Origin of the sequence: Terrisporobacter hibernicus, from assembly GCF_020809405.1 — a bacterium.
Lineage (GTDB): Bacteria > Bacillota > Clostridia > Peptostreptococcales > Peptostreptococcaceae > Terrisporobacter > Terrisporobacter petrolearius.
Window position 1 is genome coordinate 3,162,607 of record NZ_CP081135.1, and the last position, 14,330, is coordinate 3,176,936.

Below are 14,330 nucleotides of genomic sequence, written 5' to 3' on the forward strand. Positions count from 1 at the left end.
AAAGGAGACCTTATGGATAATAGTTATATATTGAGTGAGAGAGAATTTGAAATATTTGAATTATTTTCAACAAAAATGACACCAGCAACAAAAAAAGACTATTTTAGTAAAATACTTTTATTTAAAGAGAAGACTAAAGTGGATGACTTGCTAGAAGTAACAAAAAATGAATGTAGGGATTTTATATCTTTTGTAGAAGATGAATATGCCATATCAACAAGTGAAAAAATTTTTAGTTACTTACACAGTTTTTATGCTTTTATGAAAAGGGAAAAATATATTGAATTAAATCCATTCACTCTTGTTAACAAACCTATAGTTACAAGGGAAAAAGGGAAAAAAGATGTGTTAAGTATACAAGAAATTAATCAGCTAATAGATTCTTTAGATAAGCTTAATGCTAGAGATAAGCTAATAATGGTATTTCTAGTTACAACAGGATGTTTATTAAATGAATTAGTAAGGGTAAAATGGAAAGATTTAATTGTAGATGAAGAAAATAATTTCTACATAAGACTTGGACAAGGGAAAAAAGAAAGAGTTATAAAACTTCATCCATATTGTTTCAGACTTATAGAAAGTTATAGATATTTCTCTGGGCTTGGTGAAATAATAATACCTTCTGAGGATTACATATTTACAACACAGAAAAGTCAATCTATTACAGATAGAAATGTAAGATTAATAGTAAAAAAAGCTTTTGACATAGCAGGATTGCCTCAATACTCAGCAAAAGATTTAAGGCATTCATATGCAGCTATTTCTTTAATGCTTGGAGCAGATAAAGAAGATATAAAGAAACAGTTGGGATGGAGTGATAAATACTACGCTATAAGATATAAACATGTTTTAAATTTTGTCGATAGTGAGAGTATTGATTACATACTTGGCAAAGATAATTTTAAATTAAACAAAAAATGATGTGAACAAAAAACATAAAAAGTATTGTTATTGTTCGTAGAATTATATATAATAATCTTTGTAGAATAAAAAGATTTAGGGATGGTGCAAAAAATGATAGAAAATAAGTACACAACATATTCAAATCCTTTAACAGAAAGATATTGTAGCAAAAATATGAGTTATATTTTTTCTCCTCAATTTAAGTTTTCAACTTGGAGAAAGCTATGGATTGCATTAGCTGAGGGTGAAAAACAACTAGGAATAAATATAAGTGATGAGCAAATAGAAGAATTAAAAGCTCATATAGATGATATAAATTTTGATGAAGCAAAAAAAATAGAAAAAGAAGTAAGACATGATGTAATGAGTCATGTTAAGGCTTATGGACTTCAATGTCCAAAAGCAAAAGGTATAATTCATTTAGGTGCAACATCAGCTTATGTTGGTGATAATACAGATGTTATTCAAATGAATGAAGCATTAAAATTAATAAGAATTAAACTTGTTAACTTAATTGACAATCTTAAAGATTTTGCTTTAAAATATAAAGATGTTCCAACATTAGGATTTACACACTTCCAAGCGGCTCAGCTTACAACAGTAGGAAAAAGAGCTACTCTTTGGGCACAAGACTTAATAATAGACTTAGAAGACTTAAATTATAGATTAGAAAATATGAAGCTTAGAGGAGTAAAAGGAACTACTGGAACTCAAGCAAGTTTCATGAGCTTATTTGAAAATGACACAGATAAAATAAAAGAACTAGATAAAATAGTATGTGAAAAAATGGGATATAAAGAATCATATAAAGTGAGTGGTCAGACATATACTAGAAAATTAGATTCTCAAGTATTAAATGTACTTGCTGGAATAGCACAAAGTATGCATAAGATGACAAATGATATAAGATTATTACAAAGCTTAAAGGAATTAGAAGAGCCATTTGAAAAGAATCAAATAGGATCATCTGCTATGGCTTATAAGAGAAATCCAATGAGAAGTGAAAGAATAGCTTCTTTATCTAAGTTTATAATTTCTGAATCAATATCACCAGCTTTAGTAGAAGCTACACAATGGTTAGAAAGAAGCTTAGATGACTCAGCTAACAAAAGACTTTCTATACCACAAGCATTTATGGCTGCAGATGCAATATTAGATATAGGTATAAATGTAACTGATGGATTAGTTGTATATGAAAACATGATAAAAAAACATATAGACGAAGAATTACCATTTATGGCTACAGAAAATATACTTATGGAAGCTGTAAAAAGAGGTGGAGATAGACAAGAATTACATGAGGTAATAAGAGAGTTATCTATGAAAGCAGCTTACAGAGTTAAACATGAAGGTCTAAATAATAACTTAATAGAGTTAATAATTGAAGACGAAGCTTTTAAGATGTTAAATGAAGAAGAAATAATATCTATACTAGACCCTATGAACTTTGTAGGAAGAGCTCCTCAGCAAGTTGTAGAGTTTGTAGAAGAATATTTAGAGCCAGCTATAAGCGACTATAAAGACTGCATAGGTATAGAAGTAGATTTAAAAGTATAATTATAAGTAAAGAGCCATAAAGGCTCTTTATTTTATTTTGATTAAATTTAAGTTCAAATATAGATTAAGAAGCTTTAAAATAGTAATTTCATAAAAAGTAAAATTATATCAGTCCATGATAATATTAGCAAATTATAAGATGTATATTCATAAAAAGTATTGTACTACAAATATTTTTATTGTAAACTATAGAAGTGGGAAAAAGTCAATAAATTAAGCATCTGAGGTGATTAAATGAACTGTATAGTAACAAATACAATTGGTTTTTTATCAAAAACCTTTCCTAAAATTTACTCAAGTCTTTACTTAGAATACCTAAAGAAATATTCGGCATTATACAATGTAAATAAAACGCAATTAAGAGCTTTAGTATTCATAAAAAATCATGGTAGTATAAGTATGACAGAGCTATGTGCTAAACTAAATATAGAAAAAGGTAGTCTAACAAGTATGATCGACGATTTGACTAAAAAAGGCTATGTTTATAGGGAAAAGGATTTAGCGGATAGAAGAAAATATATGATAGTTATTACAGAAGAAGGTGAAAAGTTAGCTATAAACTTTACTAGTAAATTAAGTGATGAACTAGAACAAAAGTTATTTAAGCTAGATGAAAGTGATAGATTAAGATATCAAGAGGCTTTAGAAACTCTTCAGTACATACTAAATAAAGAAGAATTAAATTAATAAAAAAACCATCTTACAAAAGTAAGATGGTTTTTAATTGCGTTTAGAAATTGTATATTAAGCTTTAGCTAAAGCAGATTTTTCTTTTTCTAATTGGCAATATTCTTCTAGAGCTTCTCTTAGCAATTGACCAGATCTTCTTAAATCTTCTTCTTTTAATACATAAGCAAGTCTAACTTCATTTTTTCCAAGACCTGGAGTAGAGTAGAAACCTTCAGCAGGAGTACACATAACAGTTTCATTATCTCTTCTAAACTCTTTTAATGTCCAAGTAACAAAATCTTCAGCACTTTCAACTGGTAATTTAGCAACTATATAAAATGCACCCATAGGTTTTTCGCATATAACTCCTTCTGCTTTCATTAATTCATTATATAAAGTATCTCTTCTGTTTCTATACTCATCATTAACTTCTTTGAAATAAGATTTTGGAGTATTATATAAAGCTGCAGCACCTAATTGTTCTATTGTAGCAACACAAAGTCTTCCTTGGCAAACTTTCATTACTTCAGCCATGAATTTTTTGTTTTTACAAGCTATAGAACCTATTCTAGCACCACAAGCACTGTATCTCTTAGAAACACTGTCTATAATAACAACTCTATCTTCAACTTCTTTAACATTTCCAAAGCTTGTATACTCAAGTCCTTCATATACGAACTCTCTATATACTTCATCAGCTATTATCCATAAATCTTTTTCTTTAGCTATTTCAGCTATCATTTGAACTTCCTCTTTAGTATAAACGCATCCAGTTGGATTTCCTGGGTTAACAACTAATATAGCAGAAGTCTTATCATCTATTTTAGCTATTATTTCTTCCTTAGAAGGTAGGTGGAAACCGTTTTCTGCAACTGTAGTAACAGATTTAACCTCTACATTTAAGCATTGAGCAAAGCCATTGTAGTTTGTATAGAATGGTTCAGGAACTAATATATTATCCCCTGGGTCACATGCAGCCATAAAAGCAAATAATAAACCTTCACTACCACCATTAGTAACTATAATATCTTCACTTGCAAAGTGCATGTCGTATGTAGTGTAGTACTCTCTTATAGCCTCAATTAATTCAGGCATTCCTTGAGAACCTGCATATTCTAAAACTTTTTTGTCAAAATTTTTAACTGTGTTAAAAAATCCTTCTGGAGTTGTTATATCTGGTTGGCCTATATTTAGGTGGTATACCTTAACTCCCTCAGCCTTAGCAGCTGAAGCGAATGGTGCTAACTTTCTTATTGGTGATTGTTGCATTGAACTAAGTCTTTTTGAAAATTTCATTTGAATAATCCCCCTTATAAACATATGAATTGATTATTTAATCTCAATCTACCTTAATATTAGCATAATGGCGAATAAACTGCATTATTATAAAAAAATATATTTCCAAAAAAACTAATAAATATCTTAATTATTTTTTATACAATCTTTTTAATTGCATATAGTGGAATTCCAATAGTACAATAATAATTAAAGTAAGGATATAAAACATTTACAAAGAAACTTTGTTAAAATATAATTTATGTGAAGTGCTTTTTAAAAATAATAGTTTATAAATAAGGCTATATATAGAGGAGTTTATAATGAAAGAACTTGGAATGGATACATTAAATAATAGTAAAGTTATTATTGCAAGAGAAAGAATCAATAGGCCCTTGGATAAAATGAATAGTAAAGCTGATAAACCCATTGAAAATAATGAATATAGCGAGACATGTCCATTTTGTAGAGGGAATGAAGATAATATATCTGATGAAGCTTGTGTCATAAACAAAAACAATAAATGGATAATTAAATCAGTTAAGAATAAATATCCGATTATAGATGAGAACCCTTTAAATGAAATAAAAGGAGAACATGAGGTAATAATAGATACATATAAACATAACGGAAATTTTTATAATATGGTGGAAGAAGAGTTTTATAACTTATTAATAATGTATAAAATTAGGTTTAGGTCACTTAAAAAAAAGGAAAATATTAAATATATATGTTTATTTAAAAATTATCTAAGAGAAGCTGGAGCTTCATTGATGCACTCTCATTCTCAAATTTTATCTCTACCATTTATTCCTCCAGATTTGGAAGATGAATATAAAGTTTGTGATGAATTTTATGAAAAGATGGGTACAAATATGTATAACCATCTTATTGTACAAGAAATTGAAAATGAAAAGAGAGTTATACATGATAGTGAGAATTTTTTAGTGTTTGTACCTGAGGTTTGTAAATATACAGGGGATACGGTTATCTTATTTAAAGATGACACATATTTTTATGACCTAAATGATGAAAATATAAAAGAATTATCTATTATATTAAAAAAATTATTTGAAAGAATATATAAAGAGTATGGAAACTGCCCATTTAATTTATATATTCATACTCATCCTGTAAATATAGAAAAAAATTATAAAGATAAGTATAATGCACATATTCATATTGTACCAAGAAAATTTAATTTTGGAGGGTTTGAATTAAGCACTGGTATGTATATATCATCAGTTAAATCAGAGGATATAGCAAATAGATTAAAATTTGACTAAAAAAGGAGAAAATATGAAACTTATATCATGGAATGTAAATGGAATAAGAGCTTGTGTGAGTAAAAATTTTATGGACTTCTTTAATGAAGTTGATGCAGATATATTTTGCTTGCAAGAAACAAAGTTACAAGAAAATCAAATAGATTTGCAACTTGAAGGATATTTCCAATATTGGAATTACGCAAAGAAAAAAGGATACTCAGGAACAGCTATTTTTACAAAAAAGGAACCATTAAGTGTAACTTATGGAATAAATATTGAAGAACATGACCAAGAGGGAAGAGTGATAACCCTAGAATTTGAAGACTTCTATATGGTAACGGTATACACTCCAAATTCTCAAAGTGAATTGAAAAGACTAGATTATAGAATGAAATGGGAAGATGATTTTAGATTATACTTGAAAAAACTTGATGAAAGAAAGCCTGTTATAATATGTGGTGATTTAAACGTGGCACACAAAGAAATTGACTTAAAAAATCCAAAAACTAATAGAAAAAATGCTGGATTTACGGATGAAGAAAGAAATAAGTTTACAGAGCTACTTAATGAAGGTTTTATTGATACATTTAGATATTTTTATCCAGAGGAAGCCAATATATACTCGTGGTGGTCTTATAGGTTTAAGGCTAGAGAAAAGAATGCAGGATGGAGAATAGATTATTTTTGCACATCTGAAAAATTAAAGGAAAGATTAGTAAGTGCTAAAATACATACAGATGTATTAGGATCAGACCACTGTCCAGTAGAACTTATAATTAAATAATATAAAAATCCTTCCAAATATTAAAGGAAGGATTTTTTAATCTTTTAGATTATTTTTTTCTTTAGAAGACTTACTCCTTCTACCCATTTTATAAGCTAGATGAATAATCTTTTTTTCTTCTTTGTTTAAATCTCTATTTAGAATTTTTTTGAATTCACCGAAAATACTATCATAATTTACTTTTCGTTTTGTAGCAGGTTTCTTTTTGTCATCATTATCGAAATTATATTTTTTAGTCTCTATTTCATCGTTAAAAATATTTTGAAATACTAAAGAAGTATAATACGCATCATTTAAAGCGTTATGATAAGATTTATCTTCATTCAATTCTAAAAGAGTAATAGCATTTTGAAGACCAATGCTTTTTCCACTTGGATTTTTAAAGTAAACAGAAGCATGATGTTGGATATTGATGTAAGTGCAAGATAAATTATCTACAGATAAATTATAATAATTGATATTTCTGTATAATTCTTTTAAATCTCCATTGCCCCAAACACAAAGTATATTGTTTTCATTACTTATAAAAGACTTAAACATACTAAAAGCTTCAGAAAAACAAGGTGCATTTTTTACATCTTCATTAGTTATGTTAGTCATTTTCTTTATGAAGGGGTGAATTTCTCTATATATGTGAGGTTTAACAAAAGTGTTAAAAGTATCAATTATTTCTAAGTTAGAGTCCAACTTGACAGCGCCTATTTGAATAATTTCAAAAGGGCATTTTTCATTAGAAACTGTCTTATTTAGCTTTCTATCAAATCCTTGATTAAACTCTAAATCAAAAACTATATATTCCATAAAATCTTTCTCCTAAATAATAATTGTGTAATACTATAATTAGTGAACATAAAATTAAAATAAACTATAATATCTATTTTTAAGTATAACCTATTATTAATAAAAAGTTAAACTTTTTATATTATTTATATTATTATTAATTATATGATGAATATGAATAAAAAATATATTGCGAAGAATTATTAAATTGTTTATAATAAAATAAATGAAATTACGAATTATTTTGGGGATGGAACGAAAAATAATACGGAATATATTTGACCTAAATTTGGAGGAAATAAAAAATGAAAAACTTTAATGACATGCTGTACTATGTTAATAAAAATAATTATAATGACGAAGAATTTAAAGAGTTAATGTCAAGACATAAAAATATAAGATTTGTATCCTTAGTTGGAGTGGATTTAGGAGGAAATGCAACAGACGAGAAAATTCCCATAGAGTTTTTTTTAGAAGACGTTGAAGGATTTTTAAAGTCAGCAATACAAACAGATGGATCCTCTGTTGAATTATATGATATAGCAACTCTAAATAATGCAAAGGTAGATTTAATGCCAGATATTAATTCGAAGTGGTATGTTGATTATAATTTAGAACATATAGATGAAAATACTAATTTGCCAATAGGAACACTGAAAATTCCAGCTTTTCTAATTCATGATAATAAAAAAGTTTGTTCGAGGGGCATACTACAAAAATCAGAAAGGCATTTTAAAAAATCTTTGCTTGATTTATTTAAAGAGTATCCTCATTTAATAAAAAACATAGGAATAGATAGCGTAGATGATATAGAAGATATACTTTTAACGGCAGCTACGGAATTGGAATTTTGGGTTAACACTCCAGAAGATAAAGCAGATTTAGAAAAATTAGCAGTATCTCAAAGTTTAAAAGAACAATATTGGAAAAGAACTCATGGAATAATAAGAACGTGTCTAGAAAAATCATTAATTAAATTACAAAACTTAGGAATAAGTCCAGAAATGGCTCATAAAGAAGTTGGAGGAATACAAAGTTCTATAAGTATAGAAGGCAAAACAAATCATGCCATGGAACAATTAGAAGTTTCTTGGAAGTTTGATTCCCCACTTAGAGCAGCAGACAATCAATTAATAGTAAGAGAAGTGATAGAAGATATATTTACAATGAACGGACTAGAAGTAACTTTTAAGGCTAAGCCTATATACGGAGTAGCAGGAAGTGGAGGTCATGCTCATATAGGTGCAAGTGTAAAATTAAAAAATGGAAAAGTTCAAAACTTATTTGCTCCAAAAGATATGAAACAAGACTATTTAAACGAAATAGGATATGGAGCTTTAATGGGATTGCTTCATAACTATGAAGTTTTAAATCCAATAGTAACTTGCACAAATGATGGATTTGAAAGGTTAGTGCCCGGTTTTGAAGCACCAGTTTGTATAGTAACATCTCTTGGTCATACTTATGAAATACCATCAAGAAATAGATCCGTACTTGTTGGACTTGTTAGAGATGCGAAAAATCCTAAAACTTTAAGATTTGAACTTAGATCACCAAATCCTCTTTCAAATACGTATTTAGTTATAGCAGGTTGTTATCAAACTATATTAGATGGAATTATAGCTACTGCAAAAAGCAAGCTAACAACTAAAGAATTAGAAAAAGAAATATCTAAAGATTTAGGAGAAGAAAGTTTTTATCTAGATAAAAATAGAGTATATAGAGATGAAAATGATGTGTTTGAACATTATAATGAGGAAGAAAGAAGAATAAGATTTGGTGAACCACCTGCAACAGTATATGAAAATATGCAAAACTTCAAAAAATACGAAGAAAAACTTAAATCATTAAAAAACGGAAATGTTTTTAGTGACAGTATAATTAATTCTTTTAGAACTGGTGCCATTGATAAATGGAAAAAAGAATTAAGATTTAGAATAATTCATGACCATATGGATAGACTAAGAAGTTATGTAAAATTACATACAAAAGAAAATATGGATGTTTTAGACGAAGTAAACTGGAATGCAATTACAGAGTTAAAAACAAAAGTAATGAAAGATACCTTAACAAGTAAATGTTTATTTACAAATATTATAGAAGCTATAGAAAATAAAGATTATGAGACAGTGTCAAATCTTCAAAAAGAGCTTAGTTATGATATGAAAATACTTCAATCATTATACGTAGATTATGCAAAAAATATATTTTAATATAAGTTTACTACTATAAAAATACTGTGGATTAAAAGTCCACAGTATTTTTATTTGGTACAAAATCACATTAGAGGTATTAATAATACACCTATAAATAAAATATAAGATAAAAATCTTAAATATTTTGTAGATGTAAGTTTTTTTATTGGTATATAAATAAATATGAGACTTGAAATAATAGTCACCACAATTATATAGAATAATAATTTTGTAATATATGAATTATAAAAATTGATAATTAAAAATATAAATGTGAGTACAAGAAAGAATCCATTGTACTTTGTAAAAAAAGGCAATATTTTATTTATATATTTTTTCATTTGGAAATTTTGTGTTGCAAAATAATAGTCTCTAAGTATGTAAAGTAAGCAATACAAAAATGAAAATACAAAAACACTTAGAAATAAATAATCTTTAAAATTTATATCCATAAAAATTCCCCCTTTGCCCTTAATATATTTTATTAAATTTGAACGAAAATTATAGATGGAATTATAAAAAAATTAAACTTGGTTAATAATAATGTTTATAGGAAAAGGAGGAATAAAATGAATAAATATTTAAAGGCATTAATTGCCAATACTCTTATATTTATAAGCTTAATATATAGCTTTCAAAGCAATATTTCCTATAGCCAAAGCAATAACATAGATATGTTAATATCAATAACAAAACAAGAAAAAGATCTAAACAATAAAATAGAGGATTTAGACTGCATATTAAAAAATGAAAATCAAAATAGAATTTTAAGTAATGATATGGAAAGTAGTTTGCTGGAAAGAAAAATTAATATAGATATTTTGAAATATAGTCAAATTAAATTTTTTAAAATGTTCTTTGAGAAACAGTTAATAAATTGTGAAAAAAGTGAAAGTTTATTAATAAAAGAAATTAAAAAGGAAAAAGAGGAAATCCTGGAAAATAGTAATGCTACTTACATAAAAGGAGAATGGCCTTTAGAAAACTATAGATATATTAGCTCTGGGTATGGATATAGAATACACCCAATAACAAAAAAAATAAATTTTCACAATGGTATTGATATTCCTGCACCAAAAGATACATCTGTGCTTGCAAGTGATGATGGGATTGTAAATTTCGCGGGTTATAAAAAAGGATATGGAAATGTAGTGGAAATTCAACATTTTGATAATAAAAAAACATTATATGCCCACAATGATAGTATAGTAGTAAAAGTAGATCAAATAGTTAAAAAAGGACAAGTTATTGCTAAGGTAGGATCAACAGGAAATTCAACGGGAAATCATGTCCACTTTGAGGTTAGAATTAATGATAAGAGAATAAATCCACTCTATGGTATAAGCAATGATATATAAATGAAAAAGCAAAGATTAATTCTTTGCTTTTTTATTTGTAATTATTTTAATTTTAAGACAATTTAGAATATTTAGTATAAAATGAAAATTTTATGGTGTAATAAAAAGGATTTAATTATTAATGTATAGAAAGTAATATTAATATAATTTAATATAAATATAAAATAATGGCTTGATGAAGGAATGGGGGAGGGGTTGTATGAAGTCTAGGTTGTTAAAAGATATATTAGTATATGTTGTAGTTCCTGTATTACTTTTTAATGCGACTTTTGTAAGTAGTATAGAAATTGCCTTTCGAGTTTCGTGTGCTATTGCAATAAGTTATTCAGTTTACACTAGAATCAAGGAAGTTAGAGTGAATTTTACTGGTTTAACTATATTTTTTATAACAATTGCTTATTTTTTATCTGGTAAAAATCCAGACTCAGATGATGTATATTTTTATAATACATGTATCTTTTTATCTCTAGCTTTAATAATTCCAGGATTAAAGGTATTTAATAAAGATATTAGTATAATAGTGCTTAAAGATATATTAAAGTCTTTAAATAAAAATAGTTTGGCGATGATTAGGCTATTAAAGAAAAAGTCAATGTTAGGTGAAATTAATAAAATATGTTCAATGATAGAAACAAATTTAATATTAGTATCTCTTTTAAGAATTATCAATATTTTGATTTATAGAGGAGGAAGCAATTCATATTTAAATTTTATAACAAATTGTGCAGGATCTATATTTACGGGATTTATTATTTATAAAATTATCAAAGTTATTGGTGAATCTAAAAAATTCAATATTGATAAAAAAAATAAGGGAATAAATAATGAAGATAATACAAAAGGAAAGGTAATTAATTTTAACTCATTTAAATAGTTATTTATAATAACATTAAAAAATCATGTTTGAATATGCAAACATGATTTTTTTGTTATTTAAGAAGTTCAAAAACATAATCTCCTATTTTATTAGGATGTATACTTTTTTTGAAATAAGTAATATTTTCATCCATAAACTCAACCCTTGAATTCAATTTATTATTTAGTAAATCTTTTATTATATCTTTTAAATCTTCATCATTATCGTATAAAATACCGATTCCTTTATCTCTAATGAATTTCGCATTTTCTATTTCTTGACCAACTTTTGGATTTTTAACTATTATTGGAGTATTTGAGCTAATTGCTTCGAATAATGTTGCACCACCAGACTTAGTTAGCATCAAATCGTAATTTTTTAACAGATCGGACATATTAGTAACAAACCCTCTAACATCAATATTTTGAAGAGGTTTTTTTATAGTTAAAGTATCATAAAGTTTTTTATTGCTACCAGTGACTATAGTTACATCAAGTACATCATTATATTCATTTAAGTACTCATCAAGCCAGTGCATAAAACTTTCATCAAAATCAAATAAACCTCTGCCACCACCTATAAGAAGTAGTCTAAGTTTATTGCTTCGTATTTTTTGGTCGCATATGAAATTCTTACTTACAGGAACACCTGTTACTCTAAAAATACTAGGATCTAATCCTTTTTGTACATATCTATTTTTTATTTCATAAGATGGTACAAAATACATATCTGTTGTTTTAAATATCCATTCCAAGCTATCTACTACGTCAGTTATTACAGTTATAGATGGTATTTTCTTGTGTGGATGTTTTGTGTTAAAATCATTTACACATGCTGCGGCACATGGAAATGTTGAAATAATTAAATCAGGATCAATGCTTTTTATGTATTCAGCAAGTTTTGGCATATATATTTTGTAAGATATATCATATTTAGAATCAAAAGATTTTTTTATATAGTAGTAATAATTGTATAGTCCAGGAACATACTTAGTATTACTTTCGTACATTTTTATCATAGGTTTATTTATACGAGGAACACTTGCACTAATAAAATTTTCAATTAAAATATTTATATTATCATCTTTTTCTTGAATATATTCTTTTATGGCCTTTGCTGCACTAATATGACCAGCACCAAATTGAGCTGTTAATATTAGTATAGTTTTTTTATTCTCTATTTCATTCAAAATATCACCTCGAAAAGAAAGTTTCGTTTATAGTATTATACCTTTGTATTTAATTATAATCAATGACAATGATTTTGGTAATAAATTTAAAAATTATAAAGGAAAGTTAACCTCTTATGTAAAACATAGAAAAAGAGGTGAAATTATGGAAAGTATTAAAGATAGTACTTGTAATAAAAATAACTCAGGCAATGGCGAGGACTTATTAAAAAAAATGAAAGTATATATATTTTCACTAATAGGAATAATCATCTTTTTCGTACCTATAAAAATTAATAATCAAACTGAAACATTATTATATCATATATCTTATTTCCTAGAGAATAAAGCATCTATACTTATAAATTTAAGCATTTTGTTTTTTATTTTATTATCTGCTTTAAAAAATATAATAAATGTGAACAAATCAAGTATAAATAAATTTTTAGTATTTACAAAAATATTTAGTTTAATAATACTTGTTTTTATATCAGTTGGAAAAGGAGAAATTTTTTTCATAGATGATAGCTTTATATTTATTTTAAAAGATTTAATATTAAATTTAACTATTGTTCTTCCTATGGCATCTTTGTTTATGCCATTTTTGCTAGATTACGGGTTAGTTGAAATTACAGAAGCATTTACTCATAAAGTTATGAAAAAACTATTTAGAGTCAGTGGAAAGGTATTTTTGAATTTTTTAGTGTATTTTTTAGTAGATAATGTATGCGGTGCTTTTGTTACATATAGTCTTTATAAGGCAGGCAAACTTAGAGAGAGAGAATGTGCCATTACAATTTTAAATTTTTCGGTTTTATCATTAAGTTTAACTAGTGATTTATGTAACAAAATAGATATAAATATGGGTAAATTCTTAATAATTGAAATGTTAGTTTTAATTATATGCAATGTTATTATAAGCAGAGTATATCCTTTAAAAAGAAAAAAACAAAGTTATTATTTTAAATCTGGTCATAAAAATGTAAATTGTAAAAAGCATAAGCTAAATACAGCAGTTAAAAAATATTATGAAAATAAAACCAGTAAAAAATTTATTAATTTATCTTTGTCATATTTAAATGATGTAATATATATTTTGATGGATTTGCTTCCTATAATTATAACTATCTTTTTTGTAGGAAATATTGTGTATAATATAACTTTTGTAATGGATATAATAAACAACTTTATTTGTATTATCATTACAAAACTTAATGTTCCAAATAGTATACTAATATCTAAAATAGTTAATTTAAACTTTTTTAACAACATTTTGGCTATTGAAATTATAAATAATAATACTTATTATTTAAGTAGAATAATGATAGGATTATTTATAAGTATTCAATGTATTAGTATTAGCTTTTTAATACCTTTTATTAAAACATCAATAATTGACTTGAATATTTTTGAAATATTTTTAGTAGCAACTGAAAGGTTTTTAATAATGATCTTCATTTTTTTCATTTTCTATAATTTTTATTTAGGATATGTACTTTAAATTATTAGGACTAAAT

At 26.1% G+C, this 14,330-nt stretch carries 12 protein-coding genes; 9 read left to right on the forward strand and 3 right to left on the reverse strand.

The genetic code is table 11. The features are described 5' to 3' along the window. Positions 1-12: 12 nt before the first annotated feature. The 3 genes from JW646_RS15270 to JW646_RS15280 all read left to right on the forward strand — a co-directional run bounded on the left by JW646_RS15270 (position 13) and on the right by JW646_RS15280 (position 3,147). Positions 13-921 (forward strand): tyrosine-type recombinase/integrase, encoded by a 909-nt coding sequence (locus tag JW646_RS15270; protein ID WP_074915607.1) that lies wholly within the window; start codon positions 13-15, stop codon positions 919-921. 93 nt (positions 922-1,014) lie between these two features. Beyond that, entirely contained in the window at positions 1,015-2,460 is a 1,446-nt protein-coding gene (gene purB, locus JW646_RS15275; RefSeq protein WP_148556359.1) for an adenylosuccinate lyase, read from the forward strand. Between the two features lie 234 nt (positions 2,461-2,694). Further along, positions 2,695-3,147, forward strand: coding sequence for a MarR family winged helix-turn-helix transcriptional regulator (locus JW646_RS15280; protein ID WP_018589622.1), 453 nt, complete (start codon positions 2,695-2,697; stop codon positions 3,145-3,147). A 57-nt stretch (positions 3,148-3,204) separates the two neighbouring features. Here the strand turns inward: JW646_RS15280 and JW646_RS15285 are convergent, their stop codons facing one another. Further along, entirely contained in the window at positions 3,205-4,425 is a 1,221-nt protein-coding gene (locus JW646_RS15285; protein WP_148556360.1) for a pyridoxal phosphate-dependent aminotransferase, read from the reverse strand. Between the two features lie 302 nt (positions 4,426-4,727). Between JW646_RS15285 and JW646_RS15290 the strand changes: the two genes are divergently transcribed. Both JW646_RS15290 and JW646_RS15295 read left to right on the forward strand, forming a co-directional pair. Continuing rightward, complete coding sequence (locus tag JW646_RS15290) at positions 4,728-5,690, forward strand: galactose-1-phosphate uridylyltransferase (RefSeq protein ID WP_228415575.1); 963 nt, start codon at positions 4,728-4,730, stop codon at positions 5,688-5,690. A 13-nt stretch (positions 5,691-5,703) separates the two neighbouring features. Next, positions 5,704-6,456, forward strand: a complete 753-nt coding sequence (locus tag JW646_RS15295; protein WP_148556362.1) for an exodeoxyribonuclease III — start codon at positions 5,704-5,706, stop codon at positions 6,454-6,456. Between the two features lie 36 nt (positions 6,457-6,492). Here JW646_RS15295 and JW646_RS15300 read toward each other — a convergent pair whose 3' ends face one another. Continuing rightward, positions 6,493-7,257, reverse strand: a complete 765-nt coding sequence (locus JW646_RS15300) for a 3'-5' exonuclease (protein WP_074915618.1) — start codon at positions 7,255-7,257, stop codon at positions 6,493-6,495. A 284-nt stretch (positions 7,258-7,541) separates the two neighbouring features. Here JW646_RS15300 and JW646_RS15305 point away from each other — a divergent pair, with 284 nt between their 5' ends. The 3 genes from JW646_RS15305 (at position 7,542) to JW646_RS15315 (ending at position 11,663) form a co-directional block, all read left to right on the forward strand. After that, complete coding sequence (locus JW646_RS15305) at positions 7,542-9,449, forward strand: type I glutamate--ammonia ligase (protein ID WP_228415576.1); 1,908 nt, start codon at positions 7,542-7,544, stop codon at positions 9,447-9,449. Positions 9,450-10,000: 551 nt separating this feature from the next. Then, positions 10,001-10,789: a M23 family metallopeptidase gene (locus tag JW646_RS15310; RefSeq protein WP_228415577.1), complete on the forward strand. Its 789-nt coding sequence runs from the start codon at positions 10,001-10,003 to the stop codon at positions 10,787-10,789. A gap of 199 nt (positions 10,790-10,988) precedes the next feature. Next, entirely contained in the window at positions 10,989-11,663 is a 675-nt protein-coding gene (locus JW646_RS15315) for a hypothetical protein (RefSeq protein WP_074915626.1), read from the forward strand. 55 nt (positions 11,664-11,718) lie between these two features. Here the strand turns inward: JW646_RS15315 and JW646_RS15320 are convergent, their stop codons facing one another. Continuing rightward, the gene (locus JW646_RS15320) at positions 11,719-12,834 is read right to left on the reverse strand and encodes an MGDG synthase family glycosyltransferase (RefSeq protein ID WP_206923968.1); all 1,116 of its coding nucleotides are present in this window, start codon (positions 12,832-12,834) and stop codon (positions 11,719-11,721) included. A 145-nt stretch (positions 12,835-12,979) separates the two neighbouring features. Between JW646_RS15320 and JW646_RS15325 the strand changes: the two genes are divergently transcribed. After that, positions 12,980-14,314 (forward strand): hypothetical protein, encoded by a 1,335-nt coding sequence (locus tag JW646_RS15325; protein WP_228415578.1) that lies wholly within the window; start codon positions 12,980-12,982, stop codon positions 14,312-14,314. Positions 14,315-14,330: the final 16 nt, after the last annotated feature.